The following is a 24,003-nucleotide window of genomic DNA, read 5'->3' as shown; positions in this document are numbered from 1 at the left end:
GTGGGGCGGGCAGGCGATGGCCCGGCGCCTACGGCTTGATTCCGGGCCGGGGCTCCCCTCAGCCCTTCTCCTTCCAGCGGACCATTTGCCGCAGGATGCCATGCAACATCTGCACATCTGCCCGCGTGAGCGGCATGCGCGACCACATATTGCGCAGGTTCAGCTTCATCGACGCGGTCTTATGCGCGGGAAAGAAGAACCCTGCCTCCTCCAACCGCTCTTCATAATGCCGTGCCAGATGGTCGACCTCGGCCCCTTTGGCCCAAGCCGTGCCTGCCATCTCGGTCACCTCATGGGTCACCTCACCCTGCGCGCGCATCCACTCATAGGACATCAGCAATACGCATTGCGCGAGGTTCAGCGAGGCAAAGCGCGGGTTGACGGGGACCGACACAATCGCATTGACCTGTGCGATGTCCTCGTTCTCCAGCCCTGCCCGCTCCGGCCCAAAAAGCACGGCAACCCGTTGCCCCGCCGCGATCTTTTCGGCCGCTAGCTTCATCGCAGCCTCAGGGCTGTAGACCGGCTTAGTCAAATCCCGGCCCCGTGCTGTGGTGGCGAAAGTGAAGTCGCAATCGGCAAGCGCGTTTGGCAGATCGGCGCAGTGCTGCGCCTCGTCCAACAGCCGCCCCGCACCCGACGCCATCGCCACCGCAGACTGGCTCGGCCAGCCATCGCGAGGGGCGACGACCCGCATGTGATCCAACCCGAAATTCCACATCGCCCGCGCCGCAGCGCCGATGTTCTCGCCCATTTGCGGGCGGACCAGAACTATGGCCGGAATCGGCGCGGGCAAGATGGCGGTGGATGATGTCTCTGTCATGCGCGCCTCATAGCTGCTGCGCCCCAGCACCGCAAGAAACCCCGCACTGCACAAGCATATGCGTTTTCTTTTGCAACGCCTTGCGCTAGTCAGACCTCCAGACCCGAGCAAGGACAATGACCATGGACGCGCCAGAACAGCCGCAGATTTACCTTATCACCCCGCCCGAAGTCGAACTCAGCCGCTTCCCGGCGCAACTGGCCGCCGTGTTGGACGCACATCCGGTGGCCTGCGTGCGTTTGGCGCTGTCCACGCGCGACGAAGACCGCCTCTCCCGCGCGGGCGACGCGCTGCGCGAAGTGACCCATGCACGCGATGTGGCGCTGGTGATCTCGGATCATCTGTTGATGGTGGAGAAACTCGGCCTTGATGGCGTTCACCTCAGCGATGCCGCCCGCACGGTCCGCCATGCCCGCAAAGAGTTAGGCGAAGATGCCATCGTTGGCAGTTTCTGCGGCACCTCGCGGCACGAAGGCATGGCCGCAGGCGAAGCCGGTGCGGACTACATTAGCTTCGGCCCAGTTCAGGCCAGCACCTTGGGCGACGGCAGCTTTGCCGAAGCCGATCTGTTTCAGTGGTGGTCGGAAGTGATCGAAGTGCCGGTGGTTGCCGAAGGCGCACTCGACATCGATATGATCCGCAAACTGGCCCCCTCGACCGACTTTTTCGGCATTGGCACAGAGATTTGGGACAAAGACGACCCCGTCGCCGAACTAACCAGCCTGATCGCCGCGATGCAGGGTTAAACGGCAGAGAGGCAGCCCGAACACGGGCTGCCGCACTCGTTACAAAAACACCCGTTCGACAAACCAATAAGCGCCCACCGCCGCGATCACGCAGGACGCGGGCACGGCGATCCAACTGCGATACCAGTCGCGCTTCATCGCCCAGTCGACCAAGACGAAAGCAATGGCGATCACGGTCAGCTGGCCGAGCTCCACCCCAATGTTAAACCCGATCAGCGCCGGCACGAACTGACCCGCAGGCAGACCGAAATCGCCCAGCACCGAGGCAAAGCCCAAGCCGTGCAGCAGGCCAAAGCCAAAAATCACCAAGGGTCGCCAGCGGTTAAGCCCTGAATGGAACACGTTCTCCACCGCCACATAAACGATCGACGCGGCGATCAGCGGCTCCACAATCGCGCCCGGCACATTGACCCAACCCATCGCCCCAAGCGCCAGCGTCACCGTATGCGCGAGTGTGAAGGCCGAAACCTGCCAGACCAAGGGCCGCAAATGGGTCGACAAGAAAAACAGCCCTAACACAAAAAGGATGTGGTCCAGCCCCTTGGGTAAAATATGGTCAAACCCCACGGGAACATAGCTGACAAAGGCTTGTAGTGTGTTTTGCGCATCGCCGCCCGCGATTTCAATTTCGGGGCTGACCCCGCCGCCCGCTAGATACCCGGTATAGGGGTCCTCCACCCCCTGTTGACGCAGCACCAATGCGCCCGCGCCTTCGGGCCATGCGACTTGCACCTCTGTGGCCTGCCCCGGCAATGGGGCGATCAGGCGCCAAACGCTGGCGCGGGGCAATTCGGGATCAATATCTTCTGGCACCTTGACGGCAGCGCTGTTCAAAGCGACTGGCGCCCCGTTGATGCTAAGCAAGGGCAAGGCGTTCCAGCCCGCCAAAAGTTCCGGCGCCCTATCGGCGATCCGCTCAGGCGGCAGGCTGCGCAGGTCATCGTAGTCACTGGCGTTTTCGGCATTGTCGGTGTCCTCAACCGTATCAAGGTCGATCCCGGCCAGCAGGGCTTCTAGGTTTACGCGCAATTCCAAGACGACCTGCCCCTCTGCAACCGTCAGATCAGCGATCGTTGGTTGCACCTCATGCGCACGCAGTCCGGTGGTCGAAAGCAGCAGAACCATTGACACAGCCAAAAGATGCGCCAGCTTTGCGCTGACCAATAGGAAAGTTGCCCGCATGTCTTTGTCCCGCCTCAGTTTCGTTTTGCTCTGCGCCCTGCCGCTTGGTCCGGTGCTTGGGCATGAATACTGGCTGTCTCCGCTGAACTATCAAGTTGAAAACGGCGAAAAAATTCAAGCTGACTTCCGCAATGGCGAGGAATTTGTGGGATCGGCCTATTCCTATCTGCCCAACCGGGTTGCGCGGTTTGAGGTTTTTGTGGACGGCGTCGCTCAGCCTGTCGATGCCCGCGCCGGCGATACACCAGCCTTGCAGATTGACCCGCCCGCCGAGGATGCTCTGCTCGTCGCCATTATGGAGGCCAAGCCGTCAACGGTGACGTACAAAGAATGGGAGAAATTCCTCTCCTTCGCCAAACATAAGGATTTTCCGCAGGCCGAGTCGGATCACATTGCCAATCAATGGCCGCAGGATCGGTTCAAGGAAAGCTACACCCGACATGTGAAAACCCTCATCGCGGTGGGCCGTGGTGAGGGGCATGACATGCCCACCGGCATGGAGACGGAGTTCGTTGTGCAGACCAATCCCTATAGCGCTGACTTTGCCGGACAGATGGAAGTGATCCTGCTCTACCAAGATCAACCGCGCCCGAAGGCGCAGATCGAAGTTTTTGACCGGGCGCCGGATGATACCGTGAGCATCTCGCTGCACCGTACGGACGCGCAAGGTCAGGCGCGCATTCCGGTTACCCCCGGCCATGAGTATCTTTTCGACGCTGTGGTCTTACGACCTGTAAAGGGCGTGGGGACCGGGCCGGAGGTCGACGCCAGTAAACCGCTGTGGGAAACCCTTTGGGCGGCATTAACCTTTCGCGTCCCGTAATAGGCGGCTTGCGTGCAGGAAGGCTTGGCGGCTAGAAGCGCGGGATGAAGACTACAGTAGACATTCTTTGCATCGGCTCCGTCCTTTGGGACGTGATCGGCCGTTCGGAAAACGCGATGCGCCAAGGCTCCGACATGCCGGGGCGTATTACCCGCCTGCCGGGGGGCGTTGCGCTGAACATCGGCATGGCGCTTGCGCGTTTTGGTCTGACCCCGGCGCTGCTGTCAGCCGTGGGGCGCGATGCCGAAGGCGATGAGTTGATCGCCGCCTGCACATTGCGCGGGCTGATTACTGATTACGTTTACCGCTCGGATGACCTGCCGACCGACCGTTATATGGCCGTTGAAGGCTCCAACGGTCTGATTGCAGCGATTGCCGACGCCCATTCGTTAGAAGCGGCAGGCGACAAAATCCTGCGCCCGCTCGAAGACGGCAGCCTGCCTGCGCCCTATGAAGGGGCCGTGGCGCTCGATGGGAACCTGACCGTCGAGCTGCTGGCCCGGATGGCGCAAAGCCCGCTTCTGGCGAAGGCTGATCTGCGGGTCGCACCCGCCTCACCCGGCAAGGCGCTGCGACTGACGCCTTTTCTCAAGGCCGGGCGTGGGACGCTTTACGTGAACCTTGAGGAAGCCGGGCTGCTCTGTCAGACGAGTTTTGACGATTCCTCCACCGCCGCGCGCGCTCTTTTGGCGCGGGGTGCCTTGCGTGCCGTGGTGACCGATGGCGGCAATCCTGCCACTGTCGGTGAAAAGGACGAAATTACCACCCTGACCCCGCCCAAAGTTCATGTGGCGCGTGTCACAGGCGCGGGTGACACTTTCATGGCGGCCCATGTGGCTGCTGAACTCGGCGGCGCGGTGGCGCAAACGGCCCTCAAGACCGCGCTCGACGCCGCCGCCCTCTATGTTTCCGGAGAGACCAAGATATGACACCTGCATCAACCGCCCTGCCCCTGACCTTTAGCGCCGAAATTGCCAAAGCCCGCGAAAGTGGTGCGCCGATCGTGGCATTGGAAAGCACGATTATCACCCATGGGATGCCCTACCCGCAAAACCTTGAGGTGGCGCGGCAGGTCGAAGATGACATCCGCCAAGCCGGTGCCGTGCCGGCCACCATCGCCGTGATTGACGGAGCGCTGCACATCGGGCTGGACGACGATACGCTCAGCGAACTGGCACAGGCCAAGGATGTGGCGAAACTTTCCCGCGCTGATATGGCCGTGTGCATCGCATCGGGCGGCACAGGCGCGACCACCGTGGCCGCCACCATGATCGCTGCGCATCTTGCAGGCATCGAAGTTTTCGCCACCGGCGGCATCGGCGGCGTCCACAAAGGCGCGGAAGAGAGCTTTGACATTTCCGCCGACCTGATGGAACTGGCGCAAACCCCGGTTACAGTGATTGCCGCCGGGGCCAAAGCGATCCTTGATGTGCCTAAAACGCTCGAAGTGCTGGAAACCCAAGGCGTGCCGGTCATCACAGTGGGCCAAGACAGCTTTCCCGCCTTCTGGAGCGCAGGATCGCCCCTGCAATCGCCGCTGCGTCTCGACGACCCCGCACAGATCGCCAAAGCCCAACGCACCCGCGCGGCCATGGGTCTGCCCGGTGGGCAATTGGTCGCCAACCCGATCCCGACTGATGAGGAAATCCCGGCAGACGAACTGGCCCCCATCATCGCGCAAGCACAAAGCGAGGCCGATGCGCAGGGTGTGTATGGTAAGGGCGTGACCCCCTTCCTCTTGCAGCGCATTTTTGAGCTTACCGAAGGCCGCTCTCTGACCGCCAATATCGCCTTGGTGCGCAACAACGCACGGCTCGGGGCGCAAATTGCAACGCATCTGTCCAAACTGCCGCGCTGACTGGTGAAAAACACGGTCGCGCCATTGCCGGAGGGGGGTATTCGCCTTAGCTATGGGGCGAATAACGCTGCGGAAACGACCTGATGAACACACCTTTCGACCCCGACCCGACACAGGTCCGCCGCAGCCTCGTCGCACGGCTGCGCGCGTCCTTCCTGACCGGGCTGGTGGTGATCGCCCCTGTTGGGCTGACCATCTGGTTGATCTGGACTGTCGTGGGCTGGATCGACGGCTTTGTGCTGCCCCTGGTCCCCAAAGCCTACCATCCTGATCGCCTGCTTCAGGACTTCCTCGGTCTCGACCCGTCGATGCAGTTCAATGTGCGGGGCCTAGGCGTGGTGATCTTTTTGATCTTCACGATCATGGTGGGCTGGATGGCCAAGGGGCTGATTGGCCGCTCAATGATCCGCTTTGCCGAAAGCCTTGTGGAGCGCACCCCGGTTGTGCGCACCATTTATTCGGGCATCAAGCAAATCTCCGAGACGATTTTCGCCCAATCAGAACGCAGTTTTGAAACCGCCTGCCTGATCGAATATCCCCGGCGTGGCATCTGGGCGCTTGGCTTTATCTCGACCGAAGCAAAGGGCGAGGTGCTGGCCCGGACCGGGGGGAACGGCGAAATGATGTCGATCTTTCTGCCGACCACGCCAAACCCAACTTCGGGCTTTCTGCTTTTCGTCCCGCGGGAGGATGTGATCGAACTTGATATGAGTGTCGAAGATGCGGCGAAGCTGGTGATTTCCGCCGGACTTGTCTATCCGCCGCAGCCCGGCGCCGACCTGCCCGGCGTGCTGGACCTGTCAGAGCCAGAGTGATCAGCCGAACATTTCGGGCAAGTCGACGCTGCTGCGTTGGTTAATGTCGTCAAAATGATCCGACAAAAACCGCTCCGCTGCCGCCTCTCCCGCCTCGCGCAGTGCTTTGATCACGGCGGGGTTGGGCATGAGTTTCGTCGCCACCGAGAGCTGCGCCATGAGATCATCATCGGCGATCATATGCATGTGCACCCGCTTCATCCGACCCTCTGGCAATGTGCCATCCGCAATCAGCCGCTGCACAAAATCAATCGCGCGCATTTCGCGTAACAGGCTGGAGTTAAAGCTGATCTCATTGATGCGGTTCTGGATTTGCTGCGGCGTCTTCGGCAGGTCTGGCCGCTCCAGCGGGTTAATGTTCACCACGACGATGTCCTCCGGCAGGTCCGCGCGGAACAGCGGAAAGAGCGCGGGGTTGCCGGTATAGCCACCGTCCCAGAACGCCTCGCGCTGGCCAGTCTGGGCGTCGTCAATCTCCACCGCTTTGAACAGCGTCGGCAGACAGGCCGAGGCCAAGAGCGCATCTGGGCCGATCTCATCCCCCGCAAACACCCTGATCTTGCCATTGCGCACCCGCGTGGCGCAAACAAAGAAGAACGGCGGCTTATTCGCCCCCACTTTGCCATAGTCAAAGCGTTTCACCACATCCTCCAGCGGGTTGCGGTAAAACGGGCCGTAAGCATAGGGCGAGACCACCCGCGTCATCGAATCTGAAATCGCAACGGGCAAGGAATACTCCATCGCCTGACTGAGCTTATCCAACCCAAAGGGCGCGAGCCAATGCGACAGCCTCAGATCAGAGATGCCGGAAACCTGTCCCCAAAGCCACGCAAGGTTCTCCCGCGCGCCCTCACGCCCTCCGGCGATCATGCCAGACTTTAGCGCGGCGCCGTTTAAGGCCCCTGCCGAAGTCCCTGATATGCCACAGATTTCCAGATCTTCCTGCTGCAGGAGCCGGTCCAACACGCCCCAGGTGAAAGCGCCATGCGCGCCGCCGCCCTGAAGCGCGAGGTTGATGCGTTTACTTTTGGCCATTTACAACGCGGTCCAGCCGCCATCGACGCTGATCGTCGTGCCGGTGATCTGGGCCGCTGCATCTGAGCACAGGAAGGTCGCGGTGCCGCCCATCTGCTCGACGGTGGCAAATTCACGGCTGGGCTGCCGGGTCAGCATGACCTGGTCGATCACCTCTTCGCGGCTCATGTCATATTCTTTCATCGTGTCGGGAATCTGCTTTTCGACGATCGGCGTCAGCACATAGCCCGGGCAGATCGCATTGCAGGTGATCAGCTCTTTCGCCGTTTCGAGGGCGGTGGTCTTGCTCAGCCCCACGATCCCATGTTTTGCAGCGATATAGGCCGACTTATAGGGCGACGCCGTCAGACCATGGGCGGATGCGATGTTGATCACCCGGCCCCAGCCCGCCTTGCGCATCATCGGCAGCGCTTCGGCGGTGGTGTGAAAGGCCGAGGAGAGATTGATCGCGATGATCGCGTCCCATTTCTCCACCGGGAAGTCCGGGATCGGCGCGACGTGCTGAATACCTGCGTTGTTCACCAGAATGTCGCATTTGCCCGCTTCGGCGATCAAGCGCCGACATTCCTCGCCCTTGGACATATCGGCCTTGATGTAGCGGGCCGTTACGTTGCATTCCTCCGCCATCTGCTGCGCCAAGGCGTGGTCGGCGTCATCGTCGGTAAACGAGTTCAACACAATGTCGGCCCCGGCACGCGCCAGTTCCCAGGCGATGCCCAGACCGATTCCTGAGTTTGAACCTGTGATAACTGCGGTCTTGCCGGACAGATCGATGGTGAAAGCCATGGCGCGTCTCCTTGTTCATGCTGCAATTGCATCATGTACCGCGGCGGAGACAAAGGGAAAGGGCTACTGGCGTATCCAACCTTGGGGACAGGCCAAAAAAAACGCCCGCACGAAGCGGGCGTAAGTTATTGAGGCAGGTTTCATACAGGCAAGAAACCTATCGAGCAGTGACCTCTGTATACGCAATCTACTGTCACAATCCAAGCTAAAAGTTTGATAAGGCGGGAATCCGCAGGTAAGCATAAAATCAAGAAAATAAGGGCAGAACGGGATTGTTGCGAAAATGAGTTGGGATTTTTTCTCGAAAGCACATGGCGTTGCGGCGCTTTCTTCACTGATTCTGACCTCCAGCGCAGCTTTTGCGGAGCCCCAACATGGAATCGCTATGTATGGCGCGCCGGAATTGCCGCCCGATTTTACCGCTCTGCCCTATGTGAACCCCGATGCGCCCAAGGGTGGTGAGATCGTTTTGGGCAATACCGGGGGATTCGACAGTCTCAACCCCTTTGTGCGCAAAGGAACCGCGCCTTGGCAGCTGCCGCATTTCACCCATGAAACCCTGATGGGCCGCTCATGGGACGAACCTTTCGCGCTTTACGGGCTCTTGGCCGAATCGATTGAGGTGCCGGATGACCGGTCTTGGGTCGAATTCACCCTGCGCGAAGAGGCGCAGTTTTCCGATGGCAGCCCGGTCACCGTCGAGGATGTAATCTTCTCTTTCAATCTGCTGGGGTCTGAAGGCCACCCGCGCTACCACAGCCTGCGCAAACAGATTGAGAGCATTGAGCAGACCGGGCCACGTAGCCTGCGCATGACGTTCAACAGCGACAACCGCGAGTTGGCGCTTTTGGCCGGGATGCGTCCGATCCTGAGCCGCGCGCAATGGGAAGACGCAGACTTCGCCAACGCGCCCTTGGCCGAGCTTCCCTTGGGCAGTGGCCCCTATGTGATCAGCGACTATCAGGCGGGCCGCTACGTCACTCTCACGCGCAATCCTGACTACTGGGGGGCCGAGGTCCCGTTCCGCCAAGGCACGCATAACTACGATGAGATCAAGATTGATTTCTACGGCGACGCCAATGTGCTGTTTGAAGCCTTCAAGGCAGGCCAGATTTCCGCCGTGCGTGAGTTCAACGCCGAGACTTGGGCCACGCAATACGACTTTCCCGCAATCACGCGGGGCGAGATCGTTAAATCGACCTTCCCGCACAGCAAACCGTCTGGCATGACCGGTTTCGTGATGAACACCCGCCGCGCGCCCTTTGACGATTGGCGGGTGCGGGATGCGATGATTTCGGCGTTTAACTTTGAATATATCAACGAAACGCTGACGGGCGGGGCTTTGCCACGGATCACATCTTACTTCTCAAACTCCGATCTGGCGATGCGCGATGGTCCCGCAACCGGTCAGGTATTTGATCTGCTGAATGAATATGCCGACACGCTGCCCCCCGGCACGATTGACGGCTACGCGCTGCCGGTGGCCGATGGCTCGGCACGCAACCGGGCGGGCATCCGCGCCGCCATGCAGCAGCTTGAGGCGGCAGGCTATGAGGCCGAAGGCGGCACCATGCGGCGGGCGGATGGCACGCCGCTTGCCTTTACCATTCTGCTGTCCAAAGGAAGCCGGGAAAACCTCGCGATTGCAGAGCTTTACAGCCAATCTCTAAAGCGTTTGGGGATCACCGCGCAGATCGAAACGGTAGATGACGCGCAGTTCGTCGCGCGGCAGAATGAGTATGATTTCGATATGACGTTCTTCCGGCGCGCCCTGTCGCTCAGCCCCGGCACCGAACAGCGGTTTTATTGGGGGTCCGAGGCCGCCGATCTGCCCGGCACGCGCAACCTGATGGGAGTTAAGTCTCCCGCCGTGGATGCGATGATCGACCGGATGTTGCAGGCACGCGAGACGTCGCAATTTGTTGCCGCCACCCGCGCCTTGGACCGCATCCTTACGGCAGGGCGCTATGTCATCCCGTTTTGGCAGTTCGACGAAGGTCTGATCGCCCATGACGCGCGTATGGCCTATCCTGACACAATTCCACTCTACGGCGATGGGCCGAATTTCATGCCAGAAGTCTGGTGGTGGGAACCGGCGGAAGGTTCAGACCAGTGACGTTACCCAAAGGATCGTCGCGTCCTCATCGCTGAGCGAGACGACGTTATGCCCCATCGTCGCGTCGTAATAGGCGCTGTCACCCCGGCGCATATCGACAGGCTCATAGAATTCGGTAAAAAGCCGCACCATTCCGGTCAGCACATAAAGGAACTCTTCGCCGTCATGGCGCACCCAACCGTCAAACTCCTCCATCCGGCGTGCGCGGATGCGGGCGCGGTAGGGCAGCATCTGCTTTTTGCGCAGGGCATCGCCCAGTAGGACATGCTCATAGGTGCTGGTGGCCTTGGCTGCGCCTTCGTCGGCGCGGGTCACGGCCATGCGGCCTGTGATCTTTTCCCCCGCAGGCGGGGTAAACAACTGCGGCACGGTGATTTCCAACCCGACAGCAAGCTTTTTCAGCGCGTCATAGGTGGGTGACATCAAGCCGTTTTCGATCTTGCTGAGCGTAGATCGTGCCAGTCCGGCTTGCCGCGCGGCCTGCTCCAGCGTCCAATTGCGGGCCTTGCGCAATTCACGCACCCGTGCGCCAAGATCCACCGGCGGCGCAGACTCGCTCGCTCCGCTGGCGCGGGCGATCTGGATCAGCGAGGGCGGTGGCGTCTGTGTCATCTTCTTGCTATACCCCCGCCCCCCGGCGCTTGCAACGGCCCGCCGCCTTGCGATAGGCGCCGCAGCCCGCTATGCCAAGCCCGCAGCAACAGATGGGACGCAGCATGGCCGAAGCGATCAAACTCGATATCATGTCAGACCCGATCTGTCCTTGGTGCTATATTGGCAAGGCGCATCTTGATCGCGCGTTGCAAGATCACCCAGACCATCCTTTCGTGATTGAATGGCATCCGTTCCAGCTAAACCCCGAAATGCCACGCGAAGGCATGGACCGGCGTGCCTATCTGGAAGCAAAGTTCGGTGGCAAGGAGGGCGCGGTGAAAGCCTATGCCCCCGTGGTGGAACATGCCGAAAAAGCAGGGCTCACGATTAATTTCGAGGCCATGCAGCGCACGCCCAACACGCTGGACGCCCATCGCTTGATCCATTGGGCCGGGATCGAAGGCCGCCAGACCGCCGCCGTCTCTGCCCTGTTCAAAGCCTATTTCGTCGACGCCCGCGACATTGGCGATAGCGAAGTGCTGGCCGACATCGCTGACAGCATCGAGATGGACGCCGCCGTGGTGTCTCGCTTGCTGAAGTCAGACGTCGACACCCAAGACATCCGCGACCGTGATGCCCACAGCCGCAAGATGGGCGTGAACTCTGTGCCGACCTTCATCATTGCCAACGCCCATGCGGTTCCCGGTGCGCAGCCGCCAGAGCTATGGGCGCAGGTTATAGCCGATCTGGCGGCCCAAAAGAGCTAAACAGCGCTGCGATCCTTGCCAAGTTAAGCGCTCTCGATTATCGAGAGGGCAACCATGAGGAATTCCTGAAGCCTGCCCCTGCGGTTTTGCCGCCACGGAGCACTGTCGGAGCGCGGCATGACCACCCAGACCCCAGAATTCAAGATGGGCCGGATCGAGTTTATCGGCCTCATCGCGATGATGTTCGCGACGATCGCCTTTTCGATCGACGCGATGCTGCCCGCCCTGCCCGAGATCGCGGCTGAACTGTCACCGGAACTGGCCCACCGCGCGCCGCTGATCCTCACGGCCTTTGTGCTCGGCATGGGCTTGGGGACGTTCTTTAGCGGACCGCTGTCCGACGCCTACGGGCGGCGCAACGTCGTCTTTGGCGGGGCCGCGCTCTATGCGCTCTCGGCTTTTGTGGCTTGGATGAGCAACTCGCTTGAACTGATGCTCGTGGCGCGGCTGTTTCAGGGGCTCGGGGCTTCTGGCCCGCGCGTGGTCGCCGTGGCGATTATCCGCGATCTTTACGCAGGGCGGGAAATGGCGCGGATTATGTCTATCGTGATGATGGTCTTTGCGCTGGTGCCTGCTCTCGCGCCGATGTTGGGCGCAGGCATCATCCTCGCTGCGGGTTGGCGGGCGATCTTTGTAGCGTTCATCGTGTTTTCGCTCCTCACTGTCATCTGGATGGGCCTGCGCCTGCCTGAAACACATCCACGAGAAAACCGCCGCCCGCTGCGGGCGCGGCTGATCATGGGCGCGGTGCGCGAACTGCTGATGCACCCTTCGGTGCGCCTGTCGATCATCGTACAGTCGCTGGCGATGGCAATGCTGTTTTCCATGCTGATGCTGGTTCAGCCGATTTACGACAGCGTTTATGGCCGGGGCGACAGCTTTCCGCTGTGGTTTGGCGGTATCGCGGTGGTGGCGGCCAGTGCCAGCCTGATCAACGCCCTGCTCGTTGTGCGCTACGGCATGCGGCGGTTGGTGACCATCGCGCTTGGTGCGCAGATTTTCCTGTCGGGGGCGATGTATCTGTTCAACCTTGGCGCGCTGCCCGACCCCTACGGCTTTGCCGCTTTCGTGTTCTTCCAGACCTGTCTGTTCTTCCAAGCGGGCCTGACGCTGGGCAATCTCAATGCTATCGCGATGGAGCCAATGGGCCATATCGCGGGCATGGCGGCTTCTGTGGTAGGGGCGATATCAACGGTGTTGGCGGCGCTGATTGCCTCCCCAGTTGGGCTGATGTTTGACGGCACCACCAAACCGCTGGCGCTGGCGATGCTTGTTATGGCGGCGGCGGGCTATGCGCTGATGCTCTACATGGGTCGGGTCGAAAATCGGCTGGCCGCGGCGGCGGAATAACCGCCGCGCGCTCTACTCTTTCGCCTTGGCCTTGGCTTTCTTCGCCTTCTTTCGCTTAGCGACCACATGTTCCGCCAGATCGCGGGCAATGGCAAAGGCGCCTTTGATCTTATCCGCGTCCGACTTCCAATCACGGCGCACGACGATCTTGTTGTCCTTGACCTTGGCCAAGCCGCGCTGGTCCTGGATGAACTGCACCAGCCCTTCGGGCGAGGCGAATTTGTCGTTGTGGAACTGGATCGTCGCGCCCTTTGGCCCGCCGTCGAGCTTGGCGATCCCGGCGCGTTTGCACATCGCCTTGATCCGCACCACCAGCATCAACGTGTTGACCTCTTTCGGCAGCTTGCCAAAGCGGTCGATCAACTCCGCAGCAAAACCTTCCAATTCCACCTTAGTCGACAACTCGCTGAGGCGGCGGTAAAGGCCAAGCCGCACATCCAGATCAGGCACATAATCTTCGGGGATTAACACTGGCACGCCGAGGTTGATCTGCGGCGCCCATTGCTCATCAGCCTCGCTAAGGCCCTCCATCTCGCCCGCCCGGATTTTGGCAATCGCCTCCTCCAGCATGGACTGGTAAAGCTCAAACCCCACATCGCGCATCTGGCCGGATTGCTCTTCGCCAAGCAGGTTGCCCGCACCGCGAATGTCGAGGTCTTGGGACGCCAGCGTAAAGCCCGCGCCGAGCGTGTCGAGGCTGCCCAAAACGCGCAGGCGTTTCTGCGCGGTGTCGGTCAGTTTCGCCCGCGGCTTGGTCGTGAGATAGGCATAGGCCCGTGTCTTGGAACGGCCCACGCGGCCCCGGATTTGGTAAAGCTGCGCCAGACCAAACATATCCGCCCGGTGCACGACCATCGTATTGGCCGTGGGGATATCGAGTCCAGATTCCACAATCGTGGTCGCCAGAAGAATGTCGAATTTGCCGTCGTAAAAAGCGTTCATCCGGTCATCCAACTCACCCGGCGCCATCTGCCCATGGGCGACCACATAGGTCAGCTCCGGCAGCTGCGCCTGCAAGAAGTCTTCGATCTCGCGCAGATCGCTCAGACGCGGCACGACGTAGAAACTTTGCCCGCCCCGGTAATGTTCGCGCAGCAGCGCCTCGCGGATCGTCACCGCGTCGAACTCGCTCACATAGGTGCGGATCGACAGACGGTCGACGGGCGGCGTGCCGATGACCGACAGATCGCGGACCCCGGTCAGCGACAGTTGCAAGGTGCGCGGGATCGGCGTGGCGGTCAGGGTCAGCACGTGAATATCTGTGCGCAGCGCCTTGAGACGTTCTTTGTGCCCCACGCCAAAATGCTGTTCTTCATCAATGACCAGCAGGCCGAGATCTTTGAACCGGATGCCCTTGGCTAGCAGCGCATGGGTGCCGATGACGATATCAACTGTGCCTTTCGCCATCCCGTCCCGCGTCGCCGCCGCCTCTTTGGCTGAGACGAAACGGCTCAGTTGGCGCACCTCAACCGGGAAGCCACGGAAGCGTTCGGCGAAGCTTTTGTAATGCTGCCGCGCCAGCAGCGTCGTCGGCGCGATGACCGCGACCTGAACCCCGGACATGGCCGCAACAAAGGCGGCCCGCATGGCGACCTCGGTCTTGCCAAAGCCCACATCGCCACAAACCAGACGGTCCATCGGGTTGCCGCTCGTCAGGTCGTCGATCACGTCGCCAATGGCCCGCAGCTGGTCGTCGGTTTCGGTATAGGGGAAGCGGGCCGAAAAGGCGTCCCACATGCCTTCTGGCGGGTCGAGCACCGGGGCTTTGCGCAGCGCCCGCTCTGCCGCGATGCGGATGAGCTTATCCGCCATCTCGCGGATGCGCTCTTTGAGTTTGGCCTTTTTCGACTGCCACGCGCCACCGCCGAGCTTGTCCAGCAGACCTTCTTCATGGCCGTAGCGCGACAGCAGTTCGATATTCTCTACCGGCAGGTAAAGCTTTGACTGCTCAGCATATTCCAACACCAGACATTCATGCGCCGCCCCCGCCGCCGTGACCACTTCCATGCCGTGATAGCGCCCGATGCCATGGTCGACATGCACAACCAAATCACCGGGGCTAAGGCTCTGCGCTTCGGTCAGGAAGTTCTCGGCGCGGCGTTTGCGTTTGGGCGCGCGGATCAGGCGGTCGCCCAGCACATCTTGCTCGGAGATCACCGTCATATCGGGCGCTTCAAACCCATGCTCAAGCGCCCAAACGGCCAGATGCAGCCCGCGTTTGCCGATGCGTGTGCCGTCCGTTACCGGGATGGCTTCGGCCAGACCTTCGTCTTCGATCAACCCTGTCAGACGTTCCCGTGCACCTTCGGAGTAGCTGGCAATCAGCACCGGTCCGACTTCGAGTTTCGCTTTAATATGCGCGGCCAAGACCCCGAATAGGCTCACAGATTCCTGCTGTCGCTCCGGCGCGAAGTTGCGTCCGATCCGCGCACCAGCGTCCAGCACCCCCGGCCCGGTCGGCTGTGGCAGCGGGTTGAACTGGATCACGCGCCGCCCCAGCAACGCCTCTTGCCATGCGTCGTCCGTCAGATAGAGCCCCTCAGGCGGCGCGGGTTTATAGACGCTGTCCATCTTGGAACGGGTCTTCATCGCCAGTTGTCGGGTCTCATATTGGTCGGCAATCGTGTCCCACCGCGCAAGGCGCATGGGGGTCAGTTGGTCGTCCAGTGTGACGGTGGCATCGGGCAGGTAGTCAAACAGGGTTTCCAGATCGTCTTGGAAGAAGGACAGCCAATGCTCCGCCCCCTGATGCTTGCGGCCTGCGCTGATCGCTTCATAGAGCGGATCGTCGGTGCCCGCCGCGCCAAACTCAATGCGGTAGTTCTGGCGGAAGCGGGTGATCGCGGCCTCGTCCAGAATGACTTCGCTGACCGGGGCGAGTTCGACCAGATCAAGCTTTTCGGTGGTGCGCTGTGTCGCCGGATCAAACCGCCGCGCACCGTCGAGCACATCACCAAAGAGATCCAGCCGCACCGGGCCAAGTTCGCCCGGCGGGTAGATGTCAATTATCCCTCCGCGCACCGCATAGTCGCCCGGCTCCATCACCGTCGGACTTTGCACAAAACCCATCCGCACGAGGAAATCGCGCAGCGCGGCCTCATCGATCCGGCTGCCAACACGCGCAGAGAAAGCCGCGTCGCGCAGGGTGGCGCGGGCGGGGATACGCTGGGTCGCGGCGTTAAGCGTGGTCAGCAGGACGAATTTTTCGGGCATCCCATGCACAAGGGCCGCGAGCGTTGCCATACGCTGCGCGGAAATGTCAGCATTGGGCGAGACCCGATCATAGGGCAAACAGTCCCAGCTTGGAAAAGTAACCACCGGCATGTCAGGGGCAAAGAACCGCAGCGCCGCCTGCATCGCGGCCATGCGCTTGTCATCGCGTGCCACATGGGCCACCGGCTGGCCGCCCTTGGCCACTTCATTCAGGATGGCGCGGGCATCAAAGCCTTCAGGAACGCCGGAGAGGGTGATATTGCGCGGATCGTTCATCGGAACCTAATTGGCCCTGCCGGGACGCCTGTCAACCCGACAGCGGACCGACAGCAAGATTTTGATACATTCCCCAGAGAGCCGTGACGAAAATCGAGACCATGCCGATCATCTGGGTATAAAGCCGGTGCCGCATCAACCGCCGCCGCAAGACTTCGCCGGTGGAGCCTTCGACCCGGATCAAACGGGCTGTCGACAGGCTGAGCAAACCAACGATGGACATGGGGAACCCCAAGAGCAGCACCGCCTGAGCAAACTCGACATCATAGACAAAACCCAGCAGCACCAAGGTCGTCAGCGCAAAGAACCCCAGCCCCAAGAGCCACAGGCCAGAAACCTGCGCGATATAGAGCAGCCGGTTCACATTGATGCGCACGATATCTTCAAGATCGGCCTCGGCCTCTCCGCCATAGCGCCGCGCCCGCAGCACCATGTCAAAGGGCACCCCCAGCACCCAATGGCTGGCCGTGGACCACATTACCGCGAGCATGATCCAGAACCAAAGGTTCGAGAAGGACCGCATGTCGATCATTTCAAAGAGGGTCTGATACCAGTCCAAGGCCTGCTCGTTCGCTGTCTGTCCCCGGCCCTCTTACCGGGCCAGCATGTCAATTCATAGGGTTGAGGCGTTGGAAAATAAATGGCAAGCCCTTGGCAAGCCATTCTGAGGTATTTTTGATGCAACCGATCAACGCCCCCTTCCCCGCCACACGCCTGCGCCGCACCCGTGCCAATGCCGGTATCCGTGCGCTGGTGCGCGAGAATGAGTTGTCCTTGGGCGATCTGATTTGGCCGGTTTTCGTTCGCGAAGGCGAAGGCGTCGAAGAGCCTGTCCCCTCCATGCCCGGTGTCATGCGCCGCTCGGTCGACAAGCTGGTCGAGGCAGTGCGCGAAGCGGCGGACCTAGGGATCACAGCGGTCTGCGTCTTTCCCTATACCGGCCCCGAGGACCGGACCGAGGATTGCGCGGGCGCTTGGGACCCGCAGAACGCCGCCAACCGCGCGATTGCTGCGATCAAAGAGGCATTGCCCGATATGGTGGTGATGACCGATGTGGCGCTAGACACCTATAACATTAACGGCCATGACGGCTTTGTCGAAGACGGCATCATCGTGAATGACCGCACGGTTGAGGCGCTGGTCAAAATGGCATTGGCGCAGGCCGAAGCAGGCGCGGATATCATCGGCCCCTCTGACATGATGGACGGGCGCATCGGCGCGATCCGATCAGCGCTTGAGCAAGCCGGGCATCAGGATGTGATGATCCTGAGCTACGCCGCCAAATACGCCAGCGCCTTTTACGGCCCGTTCCGCGATGCGGTCGGTGCCTCTGCCGCGCTGACGGGGGACAAAAAGACCTATCAAATGGACCCGGCTAACAGTGACGAAGCCCTACGCCTCGTCGCCCGAGATCTGGCTGAGGGCGCAGATATGGTGATGGTCAAACCTGGTATGCCCTACCTCGATATTTGTCGCCGCGTGAAAGACAGCTTCGGCACGCCGACCTTTGCCTATCAGGTGTCGGGCGAATACAGCATGATCCGTGGCGCTGCCGATCAAGGCTGGGTGGATGGCGACCGGGTGGTATTGGAAAGCCTCATGGCTTTCAAACGCGCCGGTTGTGACGGGGTTTTGACCTATTTCGCCCCCGATGTCGCACGCATTTTGCGCCAAACCGCGTAAGACAGGGGCGTAAATCAGCGCAACAGGCCCATTCGGCATGACAAAGCGCTTGATTTTGCGTAATCTGCGCTACAAGCCGGGCAAACCGGCAGCAGGCATCAATCAAATTACAGGCAGAAACATGAGCAATCAGACATATACACGTCGTATCGTGACCCTTGGCGCGCTCTCCGCGCTTGGTGTGACAGCGGCTTGCGGCAATGGTGTTGGCGGGCGTGGCAGCGCCATGATCGACGCGCGGGTCGATGCGACCTTGGCCGAAATGTACCGCAGCTATCCCAACACCCGGCAACTGGCCGAAAAGGCTAATGGCATGTTGGTTATGCCGCTGGTGACCGAAGCGGGTCTTGGCTTTGGCGGCGCTTACGGGCGCGGTGCGCTGCGGGTGAATGACGTGACGGTAGATTACTACTCAGTCACCAAAGCCTCGGGCGGCTTGCAGATCGGCGCACAGCAATATGCGCATGTGCTGTTCTTCATGACCGAGCCCGCGCTGCGCGAGTTCCGCCGCTCGCCGGGTTGGGCCGCAGGTGCGGGGCTCGAATATGTGATCTCTGACAGAGGTGACAGTGTTTCGGCGGATACCACAACCGTCATGGCGCCGGTGCTGGCCGCAGTATTTGGCCGCGCCGGTCTGCGCATTGGCGCGACGCTGGAAGGCACGAAGTACTCACGGATCATTCCGTAAAATTTACCTCAACGGCCTATTAGAAGTGCCGCCCGGCCTTTGGCCGGGCGGCGTCACGCCGATCGCATGCCTTCGGCGTGACACGCCTTCCTGGGGCGGCGTTTTCAGCGCCACCCTACCTGTCGGCACTACCTTTCGCAGTTACCCAATCGCCCTGAGCCGCTTGATCAGGCTCGACGTATCCCAACGTCCGCCCCCAAGCTTCTGCACATCTTTATAGAACTGATCGACCAGCGCGGTCACCGGCAGGCTTGCCCCGGTCTCATCCGCCGCATCCAGACAGATGCCCAGATCCTTGCGCATCCAATCCACCGCAAACCCGTGGTCAAACTCATCGTCCAACATCGTCTCGTAGCGGTTTTCCATCTGCCAAGAGCCTGCCGCGCCCTGACTGATGACCTCCACAACCGCGCGGCCATCAAGACCCGCCTTCTCAGCGAAATGCAGCGCCTCGGACAGACCTTGCACCAGCCCGGCTATGGCAATCTGATTGCACATCTTGGTCATTTGCCCCGCACCGCTTTCACCAATACGGCGGCAAATTTTCGCGTAGACTTCCATCACTGGCAGCGCTTGGTCAAAAGCGTCAGCATCACCCCCGCACATGATCGACAGTTGGCCATTTTCCGCCCCGGCCTGCCCGCCCGAGATCGGCGCGTCGATGAAGCTTACCTCGGCGTCCTTCGCCGCCCCATAAAGCTCGCGCGTGACAGCGGCAGAAACGGTGGTGTGATCGACAAAGATCGCCCCCGCCCGCATGGCCCCAAATGCACCATCTTCCCCCAGACAAACTGAGCGCAGATCGTCGTCATTGCCCACACAGGCCATGACGATATCGGCATCCTTTGCCGCGTCGCGAGGGGTTTTCGCCATGGCACCGCCATAAGTGTTGACCCAGTCCTGCGCCTTGCTTTCGGTGCGGTTGTAGACAGTCACCTCGTGGCCCGCCTTTTGCAGGTGCCCCGCCATCGGGGCGCCCATGACGCCCAATCCCAAAAACACGAGCTTTGCCATGTGCTTTTCCTTGTCATTCAGTTGCGTTATTGCCTGTGACTACACCTACCACCCTGCGCGCCCCGGTCAATCTGCGCGCCAGTCGAGGATCTTTCGATGGCACTGATGTTTCGCTGGCTTGTCCGTTTGGCGGTGTTTCTGGTCACGCTGAGCGTGGTGATCCTGCTGCTGGTCTATTGGTTCGCCGCGCGATCCCTGCCCGATTACAACGATACAGTGAAGGTCCACGGCGTCACTGCGCCTGTGGAGGTGGTGCGCGACAATGCCAATGTGCCGCATATCTTTGGCGCGACGGATGCTGACGTCTTCTTTGGCCTCGGCTTTGCCCATGCGCAAGACCGGCTTTGGCAACTCATCACGCTGCGCCGCACCGCGCAGGGGCGGCTGTCCGAAGTCTTTGGCACCGCGACAGTGGCCACCGACAAGCTGATGCGGCGCTATGACATTTACCGACTGGCAACGCGGTCCGCCGAACACTTAGACCCCGAGACCAACGCCGCGCTGGAAGCCTATGCTGCCGGGATCAACGCGCGGCTGGACCAGATCAACACCGAAGCGCTTGGCCGCGGCGCGCCAGAGATGTGGCTTTTCAACGCCCCCATGGCGCCCTGGCGCCCGGCGGATTCGCTGGCGATCACCAAGTTGATGGGGCTGCAAATGAGCGGACATCTGGAGGCCGAAGTGCTGCGCGCGCGGGTGTCCCTGACGCTGACGGATGAGGAAAGGGTTAAGGATATCCTTCCCGATGTCCCGGGTTCCGGCGTCGCCGCACTGCCGGAATATGCCGCCCTTTTCCCCGAAGCCACGCGCTTTGCAGCGGCAGCGCCCACAGCGCACCACCCGCTCTCCCCCTTCAAGCCACAGGCCTTCGCAGGCGCATCGAACGCATGGGCCGCCGCCCCCTCCCGTTCGGCGGCGGGCGGCACCCTTCTCGCCAATGACCCCCACCTTGGTTTCAGCGCCCCGGCGATCTGGTATCTCGCGCGGCTGGAGCTTGAGACCGGCGGCGTGATCGGTGGCACGATCCCCGGCATGCCAGTGGTATTGACAGGGCGCAGCGCCGACCTCGGCTGGGGGTTGACCACCGCCTATGTCGATGACCAAGACGTCTATATCGAAGAGTTGAACCCCGATAACAGCGAAGAATACCGCACCCCCGACGGGTTCAAAAAGTTCCGCAAACGCGCCTCAATCATCAATATCAAAGATGCCGATCCCATCACCGTCACCCTGCGCTGGACCGACAATGGCCCGGTCATGCCCGGCAGCCACTACAATCTGGGCGAAATCACACCCGCGGGCCACGTGGCCTCAATCGCCGCGACCGTGCTGCGCGACGATGATACCTCGCTTGCCGCTGCGATGAAGGTGATGCGGGCGAAATCCGTGCAGCAGGCGATCAACGCCGCCACGGATTATGTTGCGCCTGCACAGAACCTCACACTGGTGGACCGCGATACCATCGCCATGAAAACCATCGGCGCCTTGCCGCGCCGCGACGCACAGCACCAGAGCCAAGGCCGTATGCCCAGCCCCGGCTGGATCGCCGCAAACCGTTGGGACGGGATGCTGCCCTACACCGCCAATCCTGAGTTTATCGCCCCCGCTGGCGGCATCCTTGGCAATACCAACAACAAGACCGTCGACCGCCCCTTTCCGAACCACGTCTCCTTTGTCTGGGGTGACACGCAGCGAGTGAAACGCTGGCAGCGGCTGATGCAGAACCGCGAGGTCCACACCCGCGACAGTTTCATCGAAGCGCAACTGGATACCGTCAGCCCCACCGCCCGTTCGCTCTTGCCCTTGATCGGCGCGGAACTGTGGTACACGGGCGAGGCTGCCCCAGATGGCACGCCCGAACGCCAGCGCCAACGCGCGCTGGATCTGCTGGCGGGCTGGTCGGGCGAGATGAACGAACATCTGCCTGAGCCGCTGATCTATGCTGCATGGGTCCGCGCGCTCCAAGACCGTCTGATCCGTGACGAGCTTGGCCCCTTGGCCGAAGAGTTCACCCATGTCCAACCGCTCTTTATCGAACGCGCCTTCCGCGATGTCGGTGGTGCGTCGAAATGGTGCGACGTGCGCCAATCCGCTCCTGTTGAGACCTGTCACGACATGGCCCGCGCCGCGCTGGATGACGCGCTGTTGTGGATCAATGAGACATGGGGAACGCAGCTTGAATCCCTCCGCTGGGGGGACGCGCATCAGGCCACCCATGACCATCCCGTCTTGGGCGAAGTCCCGCTGCTGCGCTATTTCGTGAACATCCGGCAATCGACCTCAGGCGGGGACAATACGCTGCAACGTGGCCTGACGCGTGGCACTGGGAAAGACCCGTTCTTTAACGTTCATGGCGCGGGCTATCGCGGGGTCTATGATTTCGCTGATCCGGATAGTTCGGTCTTTGTCACCTCCACCGGGCAGTCAGGCCACTTCCTCTCCCGGCACTATGACGACATGGCCCAGCTCTGGCGGCGCGGAGAATATATCCCGATGTCGCTGGACGAAGACCTCGCCCGCGCAGCTGCTGTGGGCGTCACCCGTTTGGAGCCTGCCCCATGACCGCCCGTGTGATCTTGCTGAACAAACCCTACGGCGTGCTGTCTCAGTTCACCGACAAAGGCACCGAAGGCAGCAGCCGCCCGACCCTTTCGGCCTATATCGACGAAAAGGGCTTCTATCCGGCAGGACGGTTGGACCGCGACAGCGAGGGGCTGCTGGTATTGACCGACCACGGCCCGCTACAGGCCCGCATCGCGCATCCTAAGTACAAACGGCCCAAAACCTATCTCGTGCAGGTCGAAGGCACGCCCGATGAGGCCGCCTTGGAGGCGTTGCGGAAAGGTGTGGCATTGAAGGACGGCATGACCAAACCCGCCGAGGTCGCACAAATCGACGCGCCGGAAACCCTTTGGCCCCGTGACCCACCGGTGCGTTTTCGCAAGACGGTGCCAGACGCTTGGCTGCGCATCACCATCCGCGAGGGGCGCAACCGTCAGGTGCGGCGCATGACGGCGCATGTGGGGCTACCCACGCTCCGGCTGATCCGCGAAAGCGTCGGCGATTGGGAACTGGCAGGGCTGCGCCCCGGCATGTGGCGCTGGTCAACTGAAACTGGCCGTTAAGTTAGTGCCCGCGTGAGCGCCACGCCTAGGTAAGCGCCCGCGTCAGTGCCACGCCGAGCGTTGCCGACGTGCCCGTCAGCAGCGACCCCCACGTGAAATCGCGTGCCACCATCGCCCATGTCCAATCCTTCAACGTAGCGAGATTGGTGAACTCATAGGTGCCGTAAGCCATCGCCCCGATCAACACACCGTTGCCAAAGACCCAGCGCAGCGAATGGTCCTGCACCAGCGCAGGCCATGCGACGAAGTAGAGCAGCACACCCACGTAGAAGGCGTAGAACACCCCGGCAGGGACGATGCGAAAGTCATCCAGCAGCCAGTTTCCAATGTCACGCTGAAAGACAGGTTTGATGACATAGCTCAGCCCAAGGTAGTCGAGACCAAGGAACAGGATCAAAGTAGCGAAGTAGAGGATCACGAGGGTCATGGCGGCTCCGGTTTGTTTGAGGTTGATATGAAGCGCAGGCGAAGGATTTCGAGATTTAGTTGAGCCAAAGCCGTGCGATGTGGCGAAATGGAGCCAGTTTTCGCCCCCGCCGTCATTTTCTGCTGGATTCCCACCCGCAATCAAAAGCACATAGACGGGGTTTCAGGAGGTCCGGACTTTGCGCAGCACGACACAGCATTCGAAAATCACCCTCGCCCTGATCAGTCTCACCGTTCTGACCGCCTGCGGCGGATCACGCGAGGCACCGCAACCACGTCCTGCGGCGGCAGATGTCGAATGTATGGCGCGGGCGATGTATTTCGAATCCAACCGTTCCAGCTCCAATGGAATGCTCGCCGTGGGCAGTGTGGTGATGAACCGTGTTGAATCGGACCGTTTCCCCAATACCGTCTGCGGCGTGGTAAGCCAGCCTAAACAATTTGCACCGGGCGTGATGACCAAACCGATGAACAAAGGCGCCAACCTTGCGCGGCAAATCGCACAAGAAGTGCTGAGCGGCCAACGGCATCCCAAAGTGTCAAAGGCCAAGTTCTTTCACGCAGCGTGGTACCGGGCGAATTACAACAACATGCATTATGTCGTCACAGCCGGCGGCAACGCTTTTTACGAAAAGCGTCGGCCCGAGCAGGTTACCAACCGACGGCCCTTCCCCGAAGAATAA

The 24,003-nt window shown here is 61.0% G+C and carries 22 protein-coding genes; 13 read left to right on the top strand and 9 right to left on the bottom strand.

All coding sequences use genetic code 11. The annotated features are described in order from the left end of the window. Nucleotides 1-58 precede the first annotated feature (58 nt). Nucleotides 59-823, bottom strand: coding sequence for an RNA methyltransferase (locus tag HTT03_RS02505; protein ID WP_174858303.1), 765 nt, complete (start codon nt 821-823; stop codon nt 59-61). A gap of 122 nt (nt 824-945) precedes the next feature. On the opposite strand from HTT03_RS02505, the gene HTT03_RS02500 reads away from it, so the two are divergent. Continuing rightward, complete coding sequence (locus HTT03_RS02500; protein WP_174858302.1) at nt 946-1,569, top strand: thiamine phosphate synthase; 624 nt, start codon at nt 946-948, stop codon at nt 1,567-1,569. Between the two features lie 39 nt (nt 1,570-1,608). Here HTT03_RS02500 and HTT03_RS02495 read toward each other — a convergent pair whose 3' ends face one another. Next, nucleotides 1,609-2,751 (bottom strand): HupE/UreJ family protein, encoded by a 1,143-nt coding sequence (locus HTT03_RS02495; RefSeq protein ID WP_174858301.1) that lies wholly within the window; start codon nt 2,749-2,751, stop codon nt 1,609-1,611. Here HTT03_RS02495 and HTT03_RS02490 point away from each other — a divergent pair. The 4 genes from HTT03_RS02490 (at nt 2,750) to HTT03_RS02475 (ending at nt 6,247) form a co-directional block, all read left to right on the top strand. Then, nucleotides 2,750-3,574: a DUF4198 domain-containing protein gene (locus HTT03_RS02490; protein WP_174858300.1), complete on the top strand. Its 825-nt coding sequence runs from the start codon at nt 2,750-2,752 to the stop codon at nt 3,572-3,574. The genes HTT03_RS02495 and HTT03_RS02490 overlap by 2 nt on opposite strands. A gap of 44 nt (nt 3,575-3,618) precedes the next feature. Beyond that, nucleotides 3,619-4,503 carry a PfkB family carbohydrate kinase gene (locus HTT03_RS02485; protein WP_174858299.1) on the top strand — a complete coding sequence of 295 codons (885 nt, stop codon included), beginning with the start codon at nt 3,619-3,621 and terminating at the stop codon, nt 4,501-4,503. Further along, entirely contained in the window at nt 4,500-5,432 is a 933-nt protein-coding gene (locus HTT03_RS02480) for a pseudouridine-5'-phosphate glycosidase (RefSeq protein ID WP_174858298.1), read from the top strand. The genes HTT03_RS02485 and HTT03_RS02480 overlap by 4 nt, the downstream gene beginning before the upstream one ends. A gap of 83 nt (nt 5,433-5,515) precedes the next feature. Beyond that, nucleotides 5,516-6,247: a DUF502 domain-containing protein gene (locus HTT03_RS02475; protein WP_174858297.1), complete on the top strand. Its 732-nt coding sequence runs from the start codon at nt 5,516-5,518 to the stop codon at nt 6,245-6,247. Here the strand turns inward: HTT03_RS02475 and HTT03_RS02470 are convergent, their stop codons facing one another. Both HTT03_RS02470 and HTT03_RS02465 read right to left on the bottom strand, forming a co-directional pair. Beyond that, complete coding sequence (locus HTT03_RS02470; protein ID WP_174858296.1) at nt 6,248-7,282, bottom strand: patatin-like phospholipase family protein; 1,035 nt, start codon at nt 7,280-7,282, stop codon at nt 6,248-6,250. Continuing rightward, nucleotides 7,283-8,068: a 3-hydroxybutyrate dehydrogenase gene (locus HTT03_RS02465; protein ID WP_174858295.1), complete on the bottom strand. Its 786-nt coding sequence runs from the start codon at nt 8,066-8,068 to the stop codon at nt 7,283-7,285. It abuts the gene before it with no gap. 385 nt (nt 8,069-8,453) lie between these two features. On the opposite strand from HTT03_RS02465, the gene HTT03_RS02460 reads away from it, so the two are divergent. Beyond that, nucleotides 8,454-10,184, top strand: a complete 1,731-nt coding sequence (locus HTT03_RS02460; RefSeq protein ID WP_174858959.1) for an extracellular solute-binding protein — start codon at nt 8,454-8,456, stop codon at nt 10,182-10,184. On the opposite strand, the gene HTT03_RS02455 is transcribed toward HTT03_RS02460, so the two are convergent. Continuing rightward, nucleotides 10,173-10,796, bottom strand: coding sequence for a helix-turn-helix domain-containing protein (locus tag HTT03_RS02455; RefSeq protein WP_174858294.1), 624 nt, complete (start codon nt 10,794-10,796; stop codon nt 10,173-10,175). The genes HTT03_RS02460 and HTT03_RS02455 overlap by 12 nt on opposite strands. A 104-nt stretch (nt 10,797-10,900) precedes the next feature. Between HTT03_RS02455 and HTT03_RS02450 the strand changes: the two genes are divergently transcribed. Further along, the gene (locus HTT03_RS02450) at nt 10,901-11,545 is read left to right on the top strand and encodes a DsbA family oxidoreductase (RefSeq protein WP_174858958.1); all 645 of its coding nucleotides are present in this window, start codon (nt 10,901-10,903) and stop codon (nt 11,543-11,545) included. 117 nt (nt 11,546-11,662) lie between these two features. Continuing rightward, the gene (locus tag HTT03_RS02445) at nt 11,663-12,895 is read left to right on the top strand and encodes a multidrug effflux MFS transporter (RefSeq protein ID WP_246253332.1); all 1,233 of its coding nucleotides are present in this window, start codon (nt 11,663-11,665) and stop codon (nt 12,893-12,895) included. Nucleotides 12,896-12,907: 12 nt separating this feature from the next. Here the strand turns inward: HTT03_RS02445 and mfd are convergent, their stop codons facing one another. Together mfd and HTT03_RS02435 are read right to left on the bottom strand one after the other, a co-directional pair. After that, nucleotides 12,908-16,384: a transcription-repair coupling factor gene (gene mfd / locus HTT03_RS02440; protein WP_174858293.1), complete on the bottom strand. Its 3,477-nt coding sequence runs from the start codon at nt 16,382-16,384 to the stop codon at nt 12,908-12,910. A gap of 31 nt (nt 16,385-16,415) precedes the next feature. Continuing rightward, on the bottom strand, nt 16,416-16,943 hold the full coding sequence (locus HTT03_RS02435; RefSeq protein ID WP_174858292.1) for a component of SufBCD complex: 528 nt from the start codon (nt 16,941-16,943) through the stop codon (nt 16,416-16,418). Between the two features lie 119 nt (nt 16,944-17,062). On the opposite strand from HTT03_RS02435, the gene hemB reads away from it, so the two are divergent. Both hemB and HTT03_RS02425 read left to right on the top strand, forming a co-directional pair. After that, a complete protein-coding gene (gene hemB, locus HTT03_RS02430; protein ID WP_174858291.1) occupies nt 17,063-18,067 on the top strand; it encodes a porphobilinogen synthase in 1,005 nt (334 codons plus the stop codon). 121 nt (nt 18,068-18,188) lie between these two features. Further along, a complete protein-coding gene (locus HTT03_RS02425) occupies nt 18,189-18,755 on the top strand; it encodes a lipid-binding SYLF domain-containing protein (RefSeq protein WP_174858290.1) in 567 nt (188 codons plus the stop codon). Between the two features lie 141 nt (nt 18,756-18,896). Here HTT03_RS02425 and HTT03_RS02420 read toward each other — a convergent pair whose 3' ends face one another. Then, complete coding sequence (locus HTT03_RS02420) at nt 18,897-19,769, bottom strand: NAD(P)-dependent oxidoreductase (RefSeq protein ID WP_174858289.1); 873 nt, start codon at nt 19,767-19,769, stop codon at nt 18,897-18,899. Between the two features lie 96 nt (nt 19,770-19,865). Between HTT03_RS02420 and HTT03_RS02415 the strand changes: the two genes are divergently transcribed. Continuing rightward, nucleotides 19,866-22,331: a penicillin acylase family protein gene (locus HTT03_RS02415; RefSeq protein ID WP_174858288.1), complete on the top strand. Its 2,466-nt coding sequence runs from the start codon at nt 19,866-19,868 to the stop codon at nt 22,329-22,331. Beyond that, on the top strand, nt 22,328-22,894 hold the full coding sequence (locus HTT03_RS02410; RefSeq protein WP_174858287.1) for a pseudouridine synthase: 567 nt from the start codon (nt 22,328-22,330) through the stop codon (nt 22,892-22,894). Before HTT03_RS02415 ends, HTT03_RS02410 begins: the two co-directional genes overlap by 4 nt. A 25-nt stretch (nt 22,895-22,919) precedes the next feature. On the opposite strand, the gene HTT03_RS02405 is transcribed toward HTT03_RS02410, so the two are convergent. After that, complete coding sequence (locus HTT03_RS02405; RefSeq protein ID WP_174858286.1) at nt 22,920-23,321, bottom strand: DUF2177 family protein; 402 nt, start codon at nt 23,319-23,321, stop codon at nt 22,920-22,922. Between the two features lie 178 nt (nt 23,322-23,499). Here HTT03_RS02405 and HTT03_RS02400 point away from each other — a divergent pair, with 178 nt between their 5' ends. Further along, a complete protein-coding gene (locus HTT03_RS02400) occupies nt 23,500-24,003 on the top strand; it encodes a cell wall hydrolase (protein WP_246253331.1) in 504 nt (167 codons plus the stop codon).

Origin of the sequence: Sulfitobacter maritimus, from assembly GCF_013346665.1 — a bacterium.
Taxonomy (GTDB): Bacteria; Pseudomonadota; Alphaproteobacteria; order Rhodobacterales; family Rhodobacteraceae; genus Sulfitobacter; species Sulfitobacter maritimus.
This window is presented reverse-complemented; position numbering and strand designations above follow the sequence as displayed.